The 19466-nt window shown below is 37.6% G+C and carries 18 protein-coding genes and 1 other RNA gene; 7 read left to right on the plus strand and 12 right to left on the minus strand.

From position 1 onward, the window contains the following. Positions 1-2 precede the first annotated feature (2 nt). Entirely contained in the window at positions 3-488 is a 486-nt protein-coding gene (fabZ, locus tag ACG916_RS11430) for a 3-hydroxyacyl-ACP dehydratase FabZ (RefSeq protein ID WP_004719745.1), read from the plus strand. Further along, the gene (gene lpxA, locus ACG916_RS11435) at positions 485-1273 is read left to right on the plus strand and encodes an acyl-ACP--UDP-N-acetylglucosamine O-acyltransferase (RefSeq protein ID WP_336950806.1); all 789 of its coding nucleotides are present in this window, start codon (positions 485-487) and stop codon (positions 1271-1273) included. Before fabZ ends, lpxA begins: the two co-directional genes overlap by 4 nt. A gap of 68 nt (positions 1274-1341) precedes the next feature. Here the strand turns inward: lpxA and ACG916_RS11440 are convergent, their stop codons facing one another. Next, positions 1342-2199, minus strand: coding sequence for a YbgF trimerization domain-containing protein (locus ACG916_RS11440; protein ID WP_419327326.1), 858 nt, complete (start codon positions 2197-2199; stop codon positions 1342-1344). Between the two features lie 382 nt (positions 2200-2581). Between ACG916_RS11440 and ffs the strand changes: the two genes are divergently transcribed. Continuing rightward, positions 2582-2678: signal recognition particle sRNA small type (ffs, locus tag ACG916_RS11445), an RNA gene on the plus strand. Positions 2679-3061: 383 nt separating this feature from the next. Here ffs and ACG916_RS11450 read toward each other — a convergent pair. The 6 genes from ACG916_RS11450 to ACG916_RS11475 form a co-directional block, all read right to left on the minus strand. Continuing rightward, positions 3062-3688, minus strand: coding sequence for a regulatory protein RecX (locus tag ACG916_RS11450; protein ID WP_336950808.1), 627 nt, complete (start codon positions 3686-3688; stop codon positions 3062-3064). A 203-nt stretch (positions 3689-3891) separates the two neighbouring features. Then, positions 3892-5322 carry a class I adenylate-forming enzyme family protein gene (locus ACG916_RS11455; protein WP_419327325.1) on the minus strand — a complete coding sequence of 477 codons (1431 nt, stop codon included), beginning with the start codon at positions 5320-5322 and terminating at the stop codon, positions 3892-3894. A gap of 1 nt (position 5323) precedes the next feature. Then, on the minus strand, positions 5324-6172 hold the full coding sequence (locus ACG916_RS11460) for an SDR family NAD(P)-dependent oxidoreductase (RefSeq protein WP_419327324.1): 849 nt from the start codon (positions 6170-6172) through the stop codon (positions 5324-5326). A gap of 145 nt (positions 6173-6317) precedes the next feature. After that, positions 6318-7361 carry a recombinase RecA gene (recA, locus tag ACG916_RS11465; RefSeq protein ID WP_336950811.1) on the minus strand — a complete coding sequence of 348 codons (1044 nt, stop codon included), beginning with the start codon at positions 7359-7361 and terminating at the stop codon, positions 6318-6320. A gap of 159 nt (positions 7362-7520) precedes the next feature. Further along, on the minus strand, positions 7521-7961 hold the full coding sequence (locus ACG916_RS11470) for an Hsp15 family ribosome-associated heat shock protein (RefSeq protein WP_336950812.1): 441 nt from the start codon (positions 7959-7961) through the stop codon (positions 7521-7523). Then, positions 7945-8664 carry an HAD-IA family hydrolase gene (locus ACG916_RS11475; protein ID WP_419327323.1) on the minus strand — a complete coding sequence of 240 codons (720 nt, stop codon included), beginning with the start codon at positions 8662-8664 and terminating at the stop codon, positions 7945-7947. The genes ACG916_RS11470 and ACG916_RS11475 overlap by 17 nt, the downstream gene beginning before the upstream one ends. A gap of 277 nt (positions 8665-8941) precedes the next feature. Here ACG916_RS11475 and ACG916_RS11480 point away from each other — a divergent pair, with 277 nt between their 5' ends. The 4 genes from ACG916_RS11480 (at position 8942) to ACG916_RS11495 (ending at position 14348) form a co-directional block, all read left to right on the plus strand. Then, entirely contained in the window at positions 8942-9109 is a 168-nt protein-coding gene (locus ACG916_RS11480; protein WP_419327322.1) for a hypothetical protein, read from the plus strand. 304 nt (positions 9110-9413) lie between these two features. Then, on the plus strand, positions 9414-10265 hold the full coding sequence (locus ACG916_RS11485; protein WP_336950883.1) for a 3'(2'),5'-bisphosphate nucleotidase CysQ family protein: 852 nt from the start codon (positions 9414-9416) through the stop codon (positions 10263-10265). 108 nt (positions 10266-10373) lie between these two features. Further along, positions 10374-11102 carry a histidine phosphatase family protein gene (locus ACG916_RS11490; RefSeq protein WP_419327321.1) on the plus strand — a complete coding sequence of 243 codons (729 nt, stop codon included), beginning with the start codon at positions 10374-10376 and terminating at the stop codon, positions 11100-11102. A 369-nt stretch (positions 11103-11471) separates the two neighbouring features. Continuing rightward, positions 11472-14348, plus strand: coding sequence for a M66 family metalloprotease (locus ACG916_RS11495; protein ID WP_419327320.1), 2877 nt, complete (start codon positions 11472-11474; stop codon positions 14346-14348). A 128-nt stretch (positions 14349-14476) separates the two neighbouring features. Here the strand turns inward: ACG916_RS11495 and ACG916_RS11500 are convergent, their stop codons facing one another. From ACG916_RS11500 to ACG916_RS11520, 5 genes are all read right to left on the minus strand, one after another. Then, positions 14477-15001, minus strand: coding sequence for a protein tyrosine phosphatase family protein (locus ACG916_RS11500; protein ID WP_419327363.1), 525 nt, complete (start codon positions 14999-15001; stop codon positions 14477-14479). 74 nt (positions 15002-15075) lie between these two features. Next, a complete protein-coding gene (locus ACG916_RS11505; RefSeq protein ID WP_419327319.1) occupies positions 15076-16167 on the minus strand; it encodes a 3-deoxy-7-phosphoheptulonate synthase in 1092 nt (363 codons plus the stop codon). Positions 16168-16310: 143 nt separating this feature from the next. Continuing rightward, on the minus strand, positions 16311-17189 hold the full coding sequence (locus ACG916_RS11510) for a sulfite exporter TauE/SafE family protein (RefSeq protein ID WP_034615589.1): 879 nt from the start codon (positions 17187-17189) through the stop codon (positions 16311-16313). Positions 17190-17634: 445 nt separating this feature from the next. Then, entirely contained in the window at positions 17635-17796 is a 162-nt protein-coding gene (locus tag ACG916_RS11515) for a hypothetical protein (RefSeq protein ID WP_419327318.1), read from the minus strand. A 179-nt stretch (positions 17797-17975) separates the two neighbouring features. Beyond that, positions 17976-19466, minus strand: coding sequence for an amidase (locus tag ACG916_RS11520; RefSeq protein WP_336950888.1), 1491 nt, complete (start codon positions 19464-19466; stop codon positions 17976-17978).

Here is a 19466-nt window from a genome sequence, read left to right on the forward strand (position 1 = left end):
TTATGACTGAGTCTAAATCTCTACCTTTTACGGTTCCTGAATTACCAATGCAAACCCAAACGATTCGCGAATATTTGCCACATCGTTATCCATTTTTGCTTGTCGATCGTGTAACTGAAGTTACAGAGAATGGGATTGTAGGATACAAAAACGTTTCAATTAATGAAGAATTTATGCAGGGTCATTTCCCAGGCTATCCAATTATGCCGGGTGTTTTGATCGTTGAGGCGATGGCACAAGTTTCTGGTGTGCTCGGTTTTATCATGAATAATGAAAAGCCAAGACCAGGTTCTTTGTTCTTATTCGCTGGTGCTGAAAAAATACGATTTAAAAAACAAGTCGTACCAGGTGACCAACTCGTGCTAAAATCTGAATTACTCATGCAAAAACGTGGCATTTACAAGTATTTATGTACTGCCAGTGTTGACGGCGTGGTAGCAGCAACAGCTGAAATTATCATTTCTCATCAGAAATTAGAGCAGGCATGAGCAGTAACGACTTAATCCACCCAACCGCTATTATTGACTCTTCTGCAGTGATAGCACCAGATGTCCAAATTGGACCATATTGTATTATTGGTCCGCAAGTGACGATTGGTGCTGGTACCAAACTTCACTCACATGTTGTGATTGGAGGTTATACACGTATTGGTGAAAATAACGATATTTTCCAATTCGCAAGTGTAGGTGAAATTTGTCAAGATTTAAAATACCAGGGTGAAGAAACTTGGTTAGAAATTGGCGACAATAACAAAATCCGTGAACATTGCAGCTTACATCGTGGCACTGTTCAAGATCGAGGTCTAACCAAAATAGGGAACAATAACCTATTGATGGTGAATACACACATTGCACATGATTGTTTGATTGGAAATAACAATATTTTTGCAAATAATGTAGGCATCGCTGGTCATGTGCACATTGGCGATTTCGTCATTGTGGGCGGGAACTCAGGTATCCATCAATTCTGTAAGATTGATTCTTATAGTATGATTGGTGGCGCATCATTGATTCTTAAAGATGTTCCCGCTTATGTCATGGTTTCAGGCAATCCTGCGCATGCCTATGGTATGAACGTAGAAGGGATGCGCCGTAAAGGCTGGTCTAAGAATGTGATTCAAGGCTTAAGAGAGTCGTTTAAATTGATCTATAAAGAGAGTTTAACCACTGAGCAAGCCATTGAAAAAATTCGTCAAGAGATCCTTCCAGAAGTTGAAGAAGTCCAGTTATTGATTGATTCAGTATTAGAATCTAAGCGCGGTATCGTGCGTTAATTGTTAATGATTCCAAAAAATGCCTCATAGTTGAGGCATTTTTTTTGTTTAAGCTATAAATAAGATTGTTAGCCTTTTTTGAAAAAACCAGCTTCTTCTGATTTAGGGTAAGTGCTTAACAGTTTATTTTTATAGACATTCGCAGTTTGGGTATTCTTGTTGACATCTTTGGCAATACTATAAAGTTGGTATAAGGCACGTGGTGCTTTAGATGAGTTTGGAAATTTAGCTGCCACAATTTCATAGTTTTTCTTGGCGTCATTATAGTTTGGCGGATCAATTGCCAATTGAAACTCAGCTAACCAGAAATAAGCATTTCCAGTATAAATACTGTTTGGATAGTTTTTAATAAAGTTTTGCATAGGAGCAATGGCTTGTTTTGCACCGCCTTTTTTATACGCATCTAAAGCGATAGTATAGGCAGCTTTTTCGAGTGCAACAGGATCGCTGGTATTATTGCCACTATCGGTGGTTGGTGTTGCTGAATTTTGTGCCGTTGTCGGTACTGGGCTATTTATCGTAGCTTTGTTTGTCGAAGTTGTTTGATCAGTTGTGTTTGAACTATCGACAGGCGCATTTTCAGCGGGGGCTTGTTCTGGTTGATTGCTCTCAGGTTCAAGCTTTTGATTGAGAAGTTCAAGACGCTGGTCTAAATCGGTATAGCGGTTGGTGAGTTCTTTGTTTAATTGATCGATGGCATGATCTTGTTCTTCAATCTTGCCACGTAATTCACGAATTTGATTTTCTAATTGTTGATTCTTTTGTATTAAATCCCAATTCATATTTCCAGCAATGGGTGCTGGTGAATTTGCTACATCATTTCGCGATGATGCAGTATCACTTAATCCACGAGATTCTATAGGAATTGCATATAAAGATGCTGAACTGAGTAAAGCAATAGAAAACAGAGCATGCTTTTTTAGCATAATTTAAAATCCATCAAAGTCAAAATTTTTCAAATAGGTTGATATGGGCTATTTGAAAATCAATAATTGTTATCATTAAAAACGGCTAGGGGCGGAATTGCAAGATGCTTTTACAATCTTCAGCTAATTCTAATGCAATATGAAGCTTTTTTGTATTTTAACGCTTGTAATTTATGAAGTAGTGCTGAGAAAAAAATCAGTAAAATATTAACGGATGCTTGATAAGTTTAATGGGCTATTGAAAAGAAAGTTAGAATTACTGTTAAAAATTAACCATATTGATGATGAAATAAGCAAACGAATGAATAACTTGAGAAAATCACAATGTTAGGCTTGAAAGAAAATTAAAAATCTCTATACTCTGTTCTTGCAATGGTAGCCCTGCTGGTGGTTTCGCAATTGTACTCTGAAAACCCCGCCAGGACCGGAAGGTAGCAACGGTATCAGAAATACGATGTGCCGAGATTTTGCTAGTAGGGCTGCCACCAGATTTCTAAATTTACCAATAATAATAACTCAATATATCCATTCAATTTATATGCTACATTTTAAAATTATCTCTGTTATTTAATTCCTGAAAATTTATATTTTCAATCTTTAGACCCTCTTATTTAATTCAACCATCATTTTTTAGTCGTGATTAAAGATCTATCATCCTTATTGAGCTTGTATTGAAAATACGCATATAGTTTTATGGATGAATGAAATGCTAGCTTGTGCAGGGCTAAAAGATATTGCATCTGCTTAGAATTTATAAGAAAACAAAAGTGAGAAGGGAATTCTATCAATAGATTTTCAGCCTAAGATTTTCAACCTACCTTTAAATGAAAAGTTTATTTGGAATTGTATCGACTGACCATCATCAATCATCACTTGGTTTTTTTGAAATTGCTTTCATAATCGCATCCATTTCAAACCCACGATATTGTAAAAAGCGAATTTGTTTGGCTTTAATTTTTGGATCCTTGCTGACCTCCGTACCATATTTCTTAACTTTCAATTGATAGGCTTGTTCATACCAATCAATTTCTGCAATATCCTCTTGAACCAAGGCTTTATCCAGTTGTTTGGCACGTAAAGCCAGTTTGATTCGATTCGGGCCTTTACCTCTACGGACTTGGCTACGTACAGTCATTTCCGCTACGCGTTGGTCACTTTGGTAGTTATTTGCTGACAACTCATCAACCAAAGTTAAAACCTCTTCACGGCTTTGTGCATAGGTCATCAGCTTTTCAATCAGATCAGCTTTAGAATATTCTTTTCGAGTCAACACAGCAAAAGCATAAGAACGCAAACGAGTACCGGTCAAGCCCTGTGGTTTGGGTGCAAGATCCTGTGCGGCATTAAAAGCGTGTTCATCATTTGCAATATTAGATTCAGGTTCTGCAGGTCGAGATGTAGAATGCTGATACTCTGTTGCTTCCTGTTCACCAAATTGCTGTTTGAGTTTTTGGTAATCTAACAATTTGGGAAATTTTGCTCGGCTCATAGCTATTGATAACAATCTATTTATTTCAGAGATAAATGCTAGTTTAGCTTTAATTCATTTTTTTAACAGTGCAAATGCTATACAGATGAATTTTACTCCTCCTAAATATCAAAGAGTCTAAGCAAGTATTAGAGGGGGAAGATAAACAGATATGAGGATTTAAATTTTTATTTAAAACGCTTCATGTCGAAGCTTAATAACGCCTAAACTGGCTTACCCATACTATCCGTTTCTATTCGGTCAATGATTCGAATTGATTTAGGGCGAAGGTAGCGAGGCGTTTGGCCACTAATCCATAATTGTAATTCTTCAATATTCAGTACCTGATAGAGAATAATGTCTACTGCCAAGCATTGTCCAAGATCAGTATCATCTATAGCATAAGCGCGTGCATAGCTAATTGCGCTATGGGTATATAAAATATTTTCCAAGTCAATCGGGTAAACATTGACTCCACCGCAAATTAACATATCATCAGAGCGACCTTTTAAATAATAATAACCTTCAGCATCTTGTACGGCTAAATCTCCGCACTGTAACCATTGATTCGGTGTAATTGACCAAGCACATTTGCTCCATAAGATACCGATATTGCCATTTTCTAAAGGCTGACCCGTAGAGTCGGCAATTTTAATTTGTACACCTTGAATAGCTTTTCCTATACTTTCTGGATTTCGTTTTAAATCAGTTGTTGTTGCCAAGAGGTTAATACCACTTTCAGAGCTGCCATAGAGATTGAACAGTTGTAGCTGAGGATAGTGTAGTAGCGCGTGTTTGACCAATTTCGCGCTTAAAGGCGCGCTACCTGTAATGATGTATTGTACTGAGCACAGAGGAGCATTCAGTTCAATTAAACGGTATAAAATAGTGGGCACTAAGTTTAAACAATCAATTTGATGGTGTTTAATCAGTTGCTTGGCAGATTGTGGATCAAAACGTTTTTGCAAAATCACAGTTTTATGAAAGCTCAGTGCCATCAAACTGGCAGTTAAACCTGCCGCATGGCAGAGCGGTGTCATCACAAAAATTTGCTTAATTTTAAAAAATTTTAGTTTCCTGAGCATGAGGTCTAACAAAGGTAAACTTTGTAGTGGTTTAGATTGCCTTGTCGCAACTTTAGGAATTCCTGTTGAACCAGAAGAACAGACACTTATTTTATTAAAATAAGTCGGTTTTATACGAAATTTCTGCTGAGTACTTGGTGGAGGAATAAGCGTAAAATTTTGGATATTGAGTTGAGTGAATGTATCTAAACCGCCAATAAGATGCAGTTGTTTCTGGTCAATTAAAGCTTGAAGTTTATGCTGTACGAGGCTGGGGTTAACGATAATGATATCTTTACCTAAACGGCTCAGTGCAAACAAGGCCGCCAAGCTATCTAGGTCTTGTTGCATCATTAAACCAATCTGTTGCGGAAGTTGCTTTTGCTTATGTGTTTTTTGCCATTCACAAATAAGTTGGTCAGTTCTACATTTTAATTCTAAAAAGCTAATTTGACGATCATCAATAATAAATGCTGTTTTATCTTTTTGAATACGTGTCTGTGAATCTAAAATACTATATAAATGAATACCATGTTGAATAGTGCTATAGCATAAACTTATGCACCATCTTAACCAAAAGAACCATTTCATCTTATAACTTTCGCTTGAGTAAATTTTTATAGAAATAATAAATCGGTGTGATCAACAATATTGAAGCAATCTGTGCAACTCCTAGCCACCATGGTTGCCATTGTCGTTTACGATAAATTAGGCACGCAAGAATTGCTTGAGCGGCGTCTTTTGCTTGCATCGCTGGCATTTGCTGATATTGTTTAGTGGGTAAAATCATTCGTGTACGGACTAAGGGTAAGTAGACTAAGCCTGCGTGTACTTCATAAACCGCCAATTCTGGTTGAATGGCAAGAATCCACTGTTGCATTGCTGTTTTCGAGGCTTGATAGGTTGACCAAAATGGCGGGGCAAATAGTTTGGTGTTGATGGTTGAAACCACAATAATTTGCCCTTGCTTGAGTTTTAAATCAGTTAACAATAAACGGGTAAGTTGGGCAGGGTTGATGTAATTAATTGCAATGGTTCGATCGATATCCTGTGGGCGATCTAAGCTATCCCAAATAGAGCGCTGAATTGATTTTCCTGCATTATGGATCAATACATCAATCTGAATATTGCGCGCTGTTAGGCTTTGAAAAATATGTTCTGCGGCATCGGATTGATATAAATCTGCACAGATGATTTCAATATGGCATTGATTAGATTCTAATTCACTTTTGAGTTGTACAAGCTTATCTGTACTACGTGCAATCAGCACAAGCGTGCATTGTGTATTGGATAACAGCCTTGCACATGCTTCACCAATCCCAAAACTTGCACCTGTAATTAAAATCGTTTTATTGCAGAAATGTTGATCCAGTATATTTTCTTGAATTTGTGGGGCTCGAAAAAATAAAAACTCAGTGATTGTTCTGATTTTTTTATACATGATAATGATTAAGTCTGATTTATAGGGCTTTCGTTTAGTTATAACTGAAATTTATCTTAAATCAAAATGACTGTTGTTTAATTTGGTTTTTAGCATAAAAAAGCGCCTCGAAAGGCGCTTGATAAACTTAAAATAAAGTTTTAATTTAAACATCTAAAAGATCAGGTTCTTCTTCTTTATCTTCTGCAGGTGCAGCATTGGCTGTGGTTAAAAGTTTTTCACGAATCATACGATCAAGATCTTGAGCCAATTGAGGATTTTCCTCTAAATGTCGAATGACATTGTTTTTACCTTGACCGATTTTGTCACCTTGATATGAATACCAAGCACCCGCTTTTTGTACGAGTTCTTGTGCAACAGCCAGATCAACCAATTCACCTAAATGGTTCACACCTTTACCATACATGATCTGGAAAAGTGCTTCACGGAAAGGAGGCGCCATTTTGTTTTTTACAACTTTGACTTTGGTTTCAGAACCTACAATTTCATCGCCTTCTTTAACTTGCCCAATACGACGAATATCCAAGCGAACAGAAGCATAGAACTTCAATGCGTTACCACCAGTTGTGGTTTCAGGGCTACCAAACATAACCCCAATTTTCATACGAATTTGGTTAATGAAGATAACCATACAGTTTGAACGTTTGGCATTACCTGTGATTTTACGTAAAGCTTGGCTCATCAAACGTGCTTGTAGACCCATGTGAGAGTCACCCATTTCGCCTTCAATTTCGGCTTTAGGGGTTAACGCTGCTACAGAATCGACAACGATCATATCGACTGCACCCGAACGAACCAACATATCTGCGATTTCAAGTGCTTGTTCACCATTATCTGGTTGTGAAACTAAAAGGTTGTCTATATCTACCCCAAGTTTACGTGCATATTGTGGATCTAAAGCATGTTCCGCATCAATAAAGGCACATGTTCCACCTGCTTTTTGGCATTGCGCAATGGCTTGTAGCGTCATTGTCGTTTTACCAGAAGATTCAGGACCGTAAATTTCAACGATACGACCTTTTGGTAAGCCCCCAATACCCAATGCAATATCAAGTGTTAAAGAGCCTGTAGAAACTGCTTCAACCGCTTGAACAGTGTTATCACCTAAGCGCATCACTGTGTTTTTACCAAATTGTTTCTCAATTTGGCTCAGTGCCGCATTCAGTGCCTTGCTTTTGTTATCATCCATCTCGTAAACCTCAAACGATGTAATATCACTAATATCTTAAGTGGATGTCATTAAATTTGATCTTTCGTCCACGGCAGTAATAGTGACAGAAAATAAAAAATGGTTCTATATTAAAAAACATTAGTACGACATAAGATGTCGTACCCAACCTAAACGAATTCAGTCATCATCATAGGACCAAGATTGGTCAAATTGTTGATCATTTTCTTGTTTAAATTTGCTAATTTGTCGTCGATCTTTTTTACTTGGTCGATGATCAGGGCGTGCTAGATTATGCAATTTTCTTTGGGATGAAATCAACTCTCTACGTGCCACACTCACCTCAGTTTCTTCATAAAGTTGTTGGGCGATCGGTGCGCCGCCACGAACAAAGGAGAGTGCTTTAATCACTACCGTTTTACGATCAAAACCTTGTTGTATGGTGAGCTCCATTCCAACACGAATCTCTTTTGAGACTTTAACACGTTCATTATTATGATGAACTTTACCACCCTCGATTGCATCTTTGGCAATAGAGCGTGTTTTAAAAAAACGTGCAGCCCAAAGCCATTTGTCTACACGCATTGTTTCAAGTTGTTGTTTCTCAGGCTGTTTTGACATCGACATCCTTATGTTCTAAATCTGTTGACTGTAAATTTGCTAACACTACGTTTTTCAGTAAAAGTAAAAGCTCAGTTAAATGATTGATTGCAGGATATTCCAATTCTAATTGATGACGCGCAGTACGACCACTGGAAGGTTGGGTAATCGTGATTAAGTGTGCTATACCAAACTTTTCAGCACCTTTTAATACTGGGATAGTGTCATCCACAAAACATGCATTTTGTGGGTCAAATGGATGCTTTTGCTGTAGGATTTGCCAAAACTCAATAAACTCTTTGGAATAGCCAATTTCTTCACTACTGATCATTACTTCAAAATAAGGGCTGAGATCAACATTTTCAAGTTTAAGTTTTAAGCCAGCACAATCTGCATTGGTCAGTAACCAACAACGATAACCTTGTATTTTTAATTGTTTTAATAAGTCAAAACAGCCCGTTCTTGGGGTGATTTTATCTTTAAAATCATATTGTAACTGGAGGACATCAACCCCAACTTTTTCAGACCAATATTTTGAAGAATACCAGCAGAGGGTATGATTATGTTGTTGATAAAATGCATTTAGAATATTTTGACTGTGCTCTAAACTACATTGATGGGTTTCTGCATGACGTTCGGGGAGTTTGGTATTCCAGATCAGATCATCGAAAGCTAAATCAAGGAGTGTGCCGTCCATATCAAAAAAGATGATCGGTTTTTGCATTCAAGAAACTCCTAAGTTTTTTAAAGTTTAGCAAAGACATGATGAGTGTGTAAATTTTAATAAAATAAATGTGGGATGATGAACTGGATAGCTTACTATTTTCGAATTTCTTTATTGGTCACTAATCGCTAGCGATGGTTTCAAAATTTGAGCCAACTACATATATTACAATCTAAAGCATTAGATCTAAATGCTATAACACTTAGATCCAAACGATATAAATGAGAATTAAATGAACATATTAGATATTATAAATTCTGAATTACATTAAGCAGCGATGCTATTAGATAATATTTCAGGAAAAATCCAAGAAGCACCAGAATTGGAAAATAGGGAAAATATTTTGCTTATCGGCAAAGTGCTTAGTCATATTTTTGAACTGCAAAAAAATATATATGAACATAGATCCGATTTAAAAAATATTCATGAACAAAACAACGATTAAAATTCAACGCATCTGAAGCCTGAATTTTAAAGTTGTGAGGAATTATATAAATACAATTAATAAAAACAATATGTTATTGGTTAATTTATCCATATTAAAATGGATTTCATTGGATAAAATTTTAAATAGGTTGAATAGACTTGGAGTAATCTAAATCAAATGAAAATTTAGAAGTCTATATAGTGTTCGAAAAGCACATCTAAGCTCAAGATATTTATTACTTAAAAGTTATTGTTTTCATGCACTCAACATAAAAAAATGGTAGGCTTGTGGACAAAAATCAGACATCCTACAGGTCGGATCAATGTTTATTACCACTCAAGCACCACAAGATGAACAAATTTTAAAATTAGTTCCAGTTTTGGCATCTGCAAGTCAGATCTTGCTCGAGGAATATCAAAATTATTGTGCTGGAAATGCGTTTAATATTGATAAAAAGGATGATCAGTCACCAGTTACCCAAGCTGACTTAAAAGTAAATGCCTATTTAATTGAACAATTAGCTAAAATTACCCCTGAAATTCCAGTTCTATCAGAAGAGAGTGATTATTCTCAACGACATACATGGAATATTTGCTGGATGCTGGATCCTTTGGATGGAACAAAAGAATTTATTCATGAACGTGATGAATTCACCATTAATTTAAGTCTAATTCACAATCACCAAACCATATTCTCAATCATTGCTGTACCTACTGAACAAGTGATGTATTTAGGTTATTTAACAGAATTGCCTTATAAATATTGCTTTATTCATAATACTTGGGAACGTTATTGCAAATTTAAAGCGGTAGAGGAAGATGCAATTCAAATTGGGCTCAGCCATAGCAGTAAAAACCCAAAGTATCAGCAATATATTGATTATATTGAGCAAGAGTCACCTGTAATTAGACGCGAGGCTGGCAGTGCCTATAAGTTTTGTATGATGCTTGAAGGTGAAATCGATATTTATCCAAGATTCCATCCTACCTCTGAGTGGGATACCAGTGCAGGACAAGGATTATTGGAAAGTATTGGTGGCGGATTACTGAGTTTAGCTGCGGTACCATTTACCTATAATCAACGTGATACCGTTTTAAATGATGGATTTATCGCATTTCGGAACATCGAAAATAAAGAAATTGCTTTAGAAGCATTAAGCAATGTGAGCTTTTAATCTGATATACATATGCATTTTATAGATAATTTAACACTTTGAGATTAGATTGAGCGTTTGGCTGCATATGTTATAGTAAGCTTGTATAAAAATGAGTTTTAAGTTGATATGGCCTTAGATTTATTGCCGAACAGTATGCTAAAAGCAATAGATTTATTGCCCGATGCGAAAACACCTGTAACCTTATTCACGCGTCATTCAATTCGTGAGGTTGTGAATGGGCAGGGGCTGGCAGGTTATGATCTGCAATTAACTTCCCAAGGTCGTGATCTAGCCCAAGCTTGGGGCTGTTATTTGATTGAAAATACGGATCGAGTGATCCAACATTGTATTTCAAGCCCCATTCAGCGTTGTGTCGATACCGCGGCTTTGATGATTCAAGGCGCTGACGGAATTTCTCCTTATCCGAATACCCATCATATCGAAATTGTAGAAAAGGGCTTATTGGTTGAGCCGGGAAGCTTTGTGCTGGATATTAAACAGGCTGCTCCCTATTTTAGAGCACAAGGTGCTTTAGGTTTTATCAACAGTTTTGTCAATAATGCCTTACCTGGTATGAAGCATCCGATTACGGGTGTGGTGGATGTGCTTGAATTAATCTATGAAACACATCCTACGCTAAACAACGGTATTAGTTTGGCTGTGAGCCACGATACGATTCTTGCTGCGATTATTGCGGTGATTTCAAAACGTACCTATATCAGTCAAAGTGATTGGCCTGAGATGATGGAAGGGCTATTTGTTTGGTTTGAAGGTGAACGTTTTGCAGATAGTCGTTTAAAATGGATTTGGCGAGGCGAACATGGTGAATTGTCGATACGAGATTTTCAGCAATAGTTGTTTTTAAATCCAAAAATAATTATGTTGAGTGAATCATATTGATCTTGAAAGTTCCTTCTCTCTTTGTGTAGGTGATGCCTCATCTTGCACTACTCAATCTGTATCCCCGCATACCCACACACAATGGGCGATACCCCCAATCGCCACGCGATAGCGCCACGGTGCCGATAAATAACAACCTAAGACTCAATAAATCCATAAAAGTAAAATTTAGGGCAATCTGTCCTTTTTATATTTTTTAGATAAAAAAACACATGATTATAATCTGTGTGATATATTTAAACTATTGAAATATATAATTATTTTAATTTAATCTCAAAAACCAAGGATAGAGATAAGTCGTTATAAATATGGGGAAGATATGTGATGCAATTACGGTTTAAATATTTAACAATTTGTACGCTTTCAGCAATGCTTATCGCATGTGGGGGTGGTAGTGATAGCCATGCAACAAATGATCAGCCATCGAATATACCGCAAAACCCTGGCGATGGTACAAATGAGTTACCTGGAGATGGTACACCAGAAACCCCAGACAACGGTTCAGGGGGGTCAAATAGCGGTACGACTTTGCCTCCAGAGAATGGTTCGGGCGGTTCAAACGGTGGCACGACTCAGCCTCCTGAAAATGGTTCGGGTGGTTCAAATGGTAATACAGGGACAACACCACCTATAGTAGAAAAATATCCAGAACCAGTTAAAAATAAAATTTCAAGCAGTGTATTAGGCTTTTATGATTTTAATGCACAGGGTGGAAATCGCTTATTGCGCAATGATTTAAATGGTGACTTTGCTGCAATGCTACAGTTTGCCCAAAGCCATGTGGTAAATCCGAAGAATAATGAACAGGATAAAATGCCACGCTTAACAACGCAAAAAGATGCATTGTTATTGGTTACACCTTTAGTTTCAATGGGAGATGTTGATAAATTACAAGCGGAAATCTATCAAGGTAACCAACTGATACGTACTGTAAATCTAAAAGAGCCTTCGCGTCTTGCTGCTTCCGATCAATCTAATCAGGATGATCGAGCGCGGGTGATGTACTCTAAACAGGCATGGTCAGTAGCATTAAAGTGGGATGAGGTACGTTCAGGATTATCCATCCGTATTATAGATCCTGTAAACAATCGCAGTGGTTCTTTAGCTGGGGCAGATATTGATTTTGCAGCACCAGGCGAGTTGGTAGTGCAAAGTATTCGTTTAGGTTTGTTGACTGATGCACCTAAATCCAATGGTCACTATATGCTGTTGGAACCTGAAAAAGCAGGAACCGATTATTTCCAAACCATCCCTGCTGCAAAAATGATTGTCAGTAAATACGATGAAATGAAGCTTAATCGGGTCATGGTTGCAAGTGGTGTCATTTACGATTCTGTCAGTGCAACCAATGGTGGTGTCTATGATGGAGATATGCGTGAAAATACTGCTAAATCAACATTTAGTGTGGGAATTAACTTAGCGAATTGGGGTGTTACCAGTTCATCGATGCAAAGTCAAGAGCAACCACAAGTGACTCAAAGTGTGGTGATTCATCATGCCAGAGGTAAATATGCCAATGGTGAGTCCAATCACGGCTTAAGTGGTGGAAATGGTATTTTGACATTGATCGATTCGGTGGGGAATGAATTTAGCCATGAAATCGGGCATCACTATGGTTTAAGGCATTATCCTGGCTCAGTCGAAACAAGTGGAAGTCCTACAAATTATTTCTGGTCTGCACATCATGCTGATAGTGGCTGGGGATATATTGCATTTCGAAATAAAATGCGTGGCAATTTAAATTGGGGCAATACCAATTTAGGTGATGGTAGTAATGGTGTACCAAACTTCCAAAATCTCTATGCTTATGGTTGGGATGCCATGAGTGGTGGATCTAGCGCCAGCTCGATTTCCAAATATACCCACTATACTGGTTATAGTATGTGGTTAAAAATTCAACCTGCTTTTGATAAATACGTTTGGGATCCAAATTCTACGACAGGTTATAAAAAATGGAATGCAGCAACGCGTGAAATGGTAGATGCACAACCTAAAACACCAAACTCAGGCAATGTTTGGTATAACAGTGCCGATGGTAACTTTTTAAAACCACGTTTATTTAGTGTGCCTGTTTATACGATTTTAGGTGGCTATGATCCAATCAATCAGGTGGGGATTATTTATCCTGCAGCACGAGGTAATTGGGGCAATGTCTTTAATCTACCTCAGGCCAACTCGGCTGGCACTGCTGCAAATTGTTGGTTAAATGTGCAGTATGTCAATAAAGTAGAAAATATTGCACTTGCACCACAACGGGTAAACTCAGGTAGCAATGCCAATAAGTTCCATATCAATCTTGCGCAAAGTGATGCCCCTCAAAATATTGATCTTTACTGCCAAAAAGCAGGCCAGCAAGCAGTGAAATTGTCGAATATCAATATCCCAGTCACTACACAAGCAATGACACCTTTTGTTTCTATTGGTAAAGAAGCAGAGTATTCGGCATTAAGAACACTTGAAATGCCACAACTCGAACAAGCTTTGCTGAATAATAAAGGTAAAGAGGTGGTCAGCCTAGATGCGGATTCACGCTTATTATTTGACTCTTATCGTCAATTTAAAACTGAATTGTCAGCGGACGCGCAGACAGAAATGGTTCGTTATACCCAACAGCAAATTAAACTTTATCGTTTAAATCGTTGGATAAATGCATATCGAACTGATCTCGAAAGTGGCAATGTTGAAGCGATTGAGGCATTTAATCAGTTTGTGGCAAAGTTGGAACTAAGTACTGATTTCAATTTAAACCATGTTTCCAGTATTAAAAATGGGACAAATTGTTTAAAAGTTGAAACACTGGCTAATGGCAAATTGAATGCCTATATCAGTGGTAAGAGTGGCTGTACGGGTGATGACACTGAACAGTGGATCTACGATGCAATGGGTAAAATCCACAGCAAAAAATATATGGATCAGTGTTTAGCCAATCAGGGTGGGGTGATTAATCTAAGCTCATGTAACCATGATGCAGCAAGCCAAGTGTGGGCGATGAATGCCACACTGCAACGTATCGAGCAAGGTTCAAAATGTTTTGATTTGGAATATGGTTATTTAAGCAATAACCGAGCACGTTTGATTAGTTATAATTGCGGTACTGGTGGGAATCAAAAATGGACAAATCTTACTGCCAATAACAGTTTGATTTTGGCTGCAACCCGTGCTGAAAATTTAGCTTTGATCAAGCAGCTTCTAATCAAGTAACCATTGATCAAATAAGCAAATCAAACATTAAGTTATCACAATAAAATAAGCGCCATAAGGCGCTTATTTTTGTTCATGTTGATGATTTTACTTAAATACATCAATGATTGAAATGTTGTTAGGCTGGTTTAAGAAAACTGATCCGCATTCATCAAAGAGTGTTGTAAATCTTCAGTGGCTTTACGCCCTTGTAGTTGTAAGGCAACAGCATGTATTAAACCAGTCCAAGTTTCATTGGGTTCCCAAATTTGATGCATCAACTCTTGTGCGGCTGGCATATCGATATCCATATAATATTGGCGATATAAATACATCAAACAACTCACCTGCATATTCTTCGCACAATGTACCCAAACGATTTTTTCCTGTACCAAATGCGCGATCAAATCTAACACAAATAAGCATTGATCATCTGCTGGTGTATCCCAATGGATTGGAATTTGAATGTAGTTGAGTCCAAACTCAGCACAGATTTTATCTTCATGTTCAAGGTGTAAGCTGGCATCTGTAAATGCCAGATTGATGATTGTATCTACGCCGTATTCTTTAATCTGTTTCAGTTGTTCAGCACTCGGCTGACCTGAAGTCAGTAAATGTTCGTGGACAAACTGGAAGTTTGCGATTTGACAGAGTTCTTGTTCAAGTTCGTTCATAGCATTCTTACAGAAAATGTTTAATAACATCATAAACAAAAACGCCATCTATGTAGATGGCGTTTTTATATTAATTAACGATTTGGTAAAATTTCTTTTAAAGCTGCATCCATTTCCAGAAGTGCTTTTTCAGTGGTTTCCCAATCGATACAGCCATCAGTCACAGATTTACCATATTCTAAATGAGCCAGATTTTCAGGAATATCTTGGCGCCCACCTTTGATATGGCTTTCAACCATAATGCCGACAATAGATTTGTTGCCATCTAAAATCTGTTCGGTGATATTTTTCAACACAAGCGGTTGTAAATACGGATCTTTATTTGAGTTGGCATGACTGGTATCAATCATGATTTTATTGCTGACTTTGGCTTTTGCTAATGCATTTTCCGCTTCAGCAACAGAACCCGCATCATAGTTCGGCTTACCATTACCGCCACGTAATACAACGTGTGCATAAGGGTTACCACTAGTACGAATCACTGAAACTTGGCCTTCGTTATTTAAACCCAAGAAACTATGACCATGTTTAACAGACTGCATAGCATTGGTTGCAACGGTTAAACCACCATCTGTACCATTTTTAAAGCCTACAGGTGACGAAAGACCAGAAGACATTTCGCGATGTGTTTGGCTTTCCGTTGTACGTGCACCAATTGCAGACCATGAAATAAGATCTTGGTAATATTGTGGTGAGTTTGGGTCAAGCGCTTCAGTTGCACAAGGTAAGCCTTTATCGTTTAACTCAAGCAATAGTTTGCGCCCTAAACGTAGACCTTTTTCAATATTAAAAGAATCATTCATATCTGGATCATTGATCAAACCTTTCCAGCCAACGGTGGTACGAGGTTTTTCAAAATAAACACGCATGATGATATATAAAGTATCTTTTACTTTTTCACTTAATACTTTTAAACGATTTGCATAATCATGTGCTGCAACAGGGTCATGAATAGAACAAGGGCCAATCACAACAAATAGACGTTTATCTTTACCATCTAAAATATTACGAACAGTTTCCCGACCATGAAGTACAGTTTGGTAGGCATTTTCATTTAATGGTAATTCAGCTTTAAGTTCCGCTGGGGTTACCAGCGTTTGAATGCTTTGGACATTCACGTCATCAATATCTGATTGAGTAATTGGATTTGAATTTAATGTATTCATTGCCGTCACTGGGTATTAGAAACATACAGAAAGTATTTTTAGTGGTCAGAATATAACACGAATTGGCCGAAGTTTTGTCATAAATAAATCATTAAAACTTTGCGGTCAATTCATAACTATTAGTTATTAATAAAAGCTTAATTTTAAACCTGTGGTTGTTGGACGGATGGCGTCACCATTGCAGCCTGTGGTTTTTCTACAGGTTTGGATTTAACTGGGTTTAAGATAAAGTTAATACCCAAGGCAAATAGGGTGATCCCCAAAACCTTGCGAATCATTTTTTCTGGCATTTTAGAACTGATTAAGGTTCCCACCACAATTGCAGGAATTGAGCCCACCAACAACCATCCAAGCAGATGAAAATCTACATTGCCAGATGTCATATGTGCAAATCCAGCAACAGAGGTTAATAAAACAGCATGTACAACATCAGAACCAATGATACGAATCATGGGTAAATTTGGAAACATGAGGATCAGTGCCATGATACCAAATGCGCCAGCACCTACAGAAGAAAGGGTCACAAACACACCCAGTACAATCCCCATAATCACCACATAAGTGCGTTTGCCTTCAATGTTGAAATTATTGGCTTCATGAAAATCTTGCTTTTCTGCACGAAATTTGGCAAAGAATTTTTCAATTCTAGAACGGAACACGATAGACAAGCCTGTTATGGTCAGCATAAAGCCTAACACCATGGTTAAAATGGCTTTGTAGTGCGTTGAACTGCTGAGATAATTGTCTAAAACCCAATGGGTGATAAATGAAGCAGGGACACTGCCTAAAGCTAACCAGAGAACAATCGGCCAAACGATATTCAGTTTTTTAGCGTGAACCATTGAGCCACAAAATTTAGAAATAGCTGCATAAAGTAGGTCTGTTCCGATTGCGATGTGTGGTTCTATTCGAAATAAACTAATCAAGATGGGGGTCATAAGTGAACCACCGCCTACACCAGTAATACCTACACAGAAGCCGACTAAAACGCCAGCTAGAATAAACTCAACAGGACCAAACATGACTTATATTGCCAGATATCAAAAAACAGGCATATCTTATGACTTTTTTGTATAAGTGGTTGTCTTGATTGTTGATTTGCTTATGCAAAAAAATGCTAAAGTCTTTTAACTTTAGCGTAATGCAGGTTTTTATATCTATCTAATTGATTATTACTCTAAATTTTGATTAGGTCTCTTTTGTAGCTTGAAGATGATCATTTGAATTAAATCATATTAGTATGAAACTTCTTCCTTCCTTTGGGAGGAAGGCTAGGATGAGGGTGCTTTTACATCGATTTATGCTTTTAAAAAGACTTGTGAAAGAAACCTAATAAATATACGAATTATATGATTTATCTTACAAAAGTAAACTTTATAACTTGGAACTTATACTTCTCTATGGAAATGAATATTTATGATTGAAAAGCTTACAATGCCCTACTTTACTATTGGCGCTTAAATAGGTTCACGTAGTCGATGCCTCACTTTTGGCAAGGGATGCCAAACCTCGCACTGCAAACAAAGCTATACTTTGTTTTTGCTCATGTTGTGCGAAGGGTACGTCCTGTAACCCCCGCATTCCCACGCTCAATGGGCGAGAGCCGTCGCCACGCAATAGCCCGATCATGTATAATTCATCAACATAAAAGCAACTCATTGCATACTAGTTCAAAATATGACTGAGTATTGAATGCTCATTTTTTAGTAACTCAAAATCTAATAATCAGCTCTAAAATAAGCCTTATTCTGAAATAAATATTCACATCAGTACCCGATGTTTAATGGGAATATTCAAGCAGATAAAATTTATAATAGAATGCTTTGATATTTAGATGCCCAAGGTTGCGCCTGCTCTAATTGTGCCGCCAGTTGTAATAACACATCCTCACGTCCAAAAGGGGCAATAAATTGTGAACCTAAAGGTAGATTATCTTTATTCCAATATAAAGGTACTGACATGGCTGGTAAGCCCGTGATATTGGCCAATTGAGTAAATGGAACCCACTGCAAATTATTTTTAATCATTTGCTCAACTAACTTACCTTTTGCCAGTAAGTGGGCTTGATCAACTTTGAGCAAGGCTTTTAAAATCGGAACCTGCCAAGATGGTGTTTTTACCTCACCATTTTTCGGTGCTACTGAGGCTGTAGACGGGATCAAAAATAAGTCATAATGCTCAAAGAAATGGTTCATTTTTGCAACATAAACACCCCAGTTATTGAGGTTGTTAATATAGTCCACAGCAGAAGCCTTGGCCCCAAATGCGGCAATTGCCAGTGTATCTAATTCAAAATCTTGATCTGTTGCACCAAATTTCTGTTTGACTTGATTGACCGTATAAGCGCATTGACTAAACCATGTGGTAATAAAGTCTTTGGCAAGAGACATACCGTCAATTTGAGGCGTTGCCTCTTCAACAATATGTCCTAAAGATTCTAAAAGTTTGCTAGTCTTTTGGATAGCTTGAACTGCATCTTTTGAAACTTTGGTTCCAATTGGGGAAACAGTGGAAAAACCAATTCGCAGACGCTTTGGAGCTTTTTCAATGATGTCTAAGTAGCGTTCAGTCGGGCTTTGGATGTTGAAAAGAGCAGTGCGATCTGAGCCTTGAGTGGCATCTAACATGGCTGCACTATCACGGACTGATTTGCACAAAACATGTTGCATCGCAGCACCATGCATTGCTTCACTGATTTCAGGTCCCCAAGGCGTACGTCCACGACTTGGCTTTAAGCCAAATAGGCCACAATATGAAGCTGGGATTCGGATAGAGCCACCTCCATCACTTGCACCCGCAATCGGTACGATACCTGCTGCAACCCCAGAAGCGGAACCTCCAGAAGAGCCGCCACTATTGTGTTTTAAATTCCATGGATTTTTGCAACTGCCCCAAGCTTCAGGTTCAGTGATACCTTTAATGCCAAATTCAGGCGAATTGGTTAATCCGAAAGTGACTACCCCAGATTTCACCCAGCGATTGACGATTTCTGAATTTTCTTTAGCAATATATTGCGCATTTTTAAACGATTTGGAACCAAATGAAGTTGCGACACCTGCATATTCTTGATGTAGATCTTTGAGTAAAAATGGTACACCTGAAAAGGGACCAGTCGCATAATTTTGGGTGTTTTTTAATGCATGTTCATAAATCGGAATAACGATCGCATTAATTTTAGGATTAACTTGTTCAGCACGTTGAATTGCGATTTCTAATAATTCATGTGCTTGTACTTCCTTGTTTTTTACAAGTTGTGCTAAACCGATACCATCATATTGAATATATTCTGAAAACTTCAT

The sequence above is a fragment of the Acinetobacter legionensis genome (assembly GCF_048552295.1).
Taxonomy (GTDB): Bacteria; Pseudomonadota; Gammaproteobacteria; order Pseudomonadales; family Moraxellaceae; genus Acinetobacter.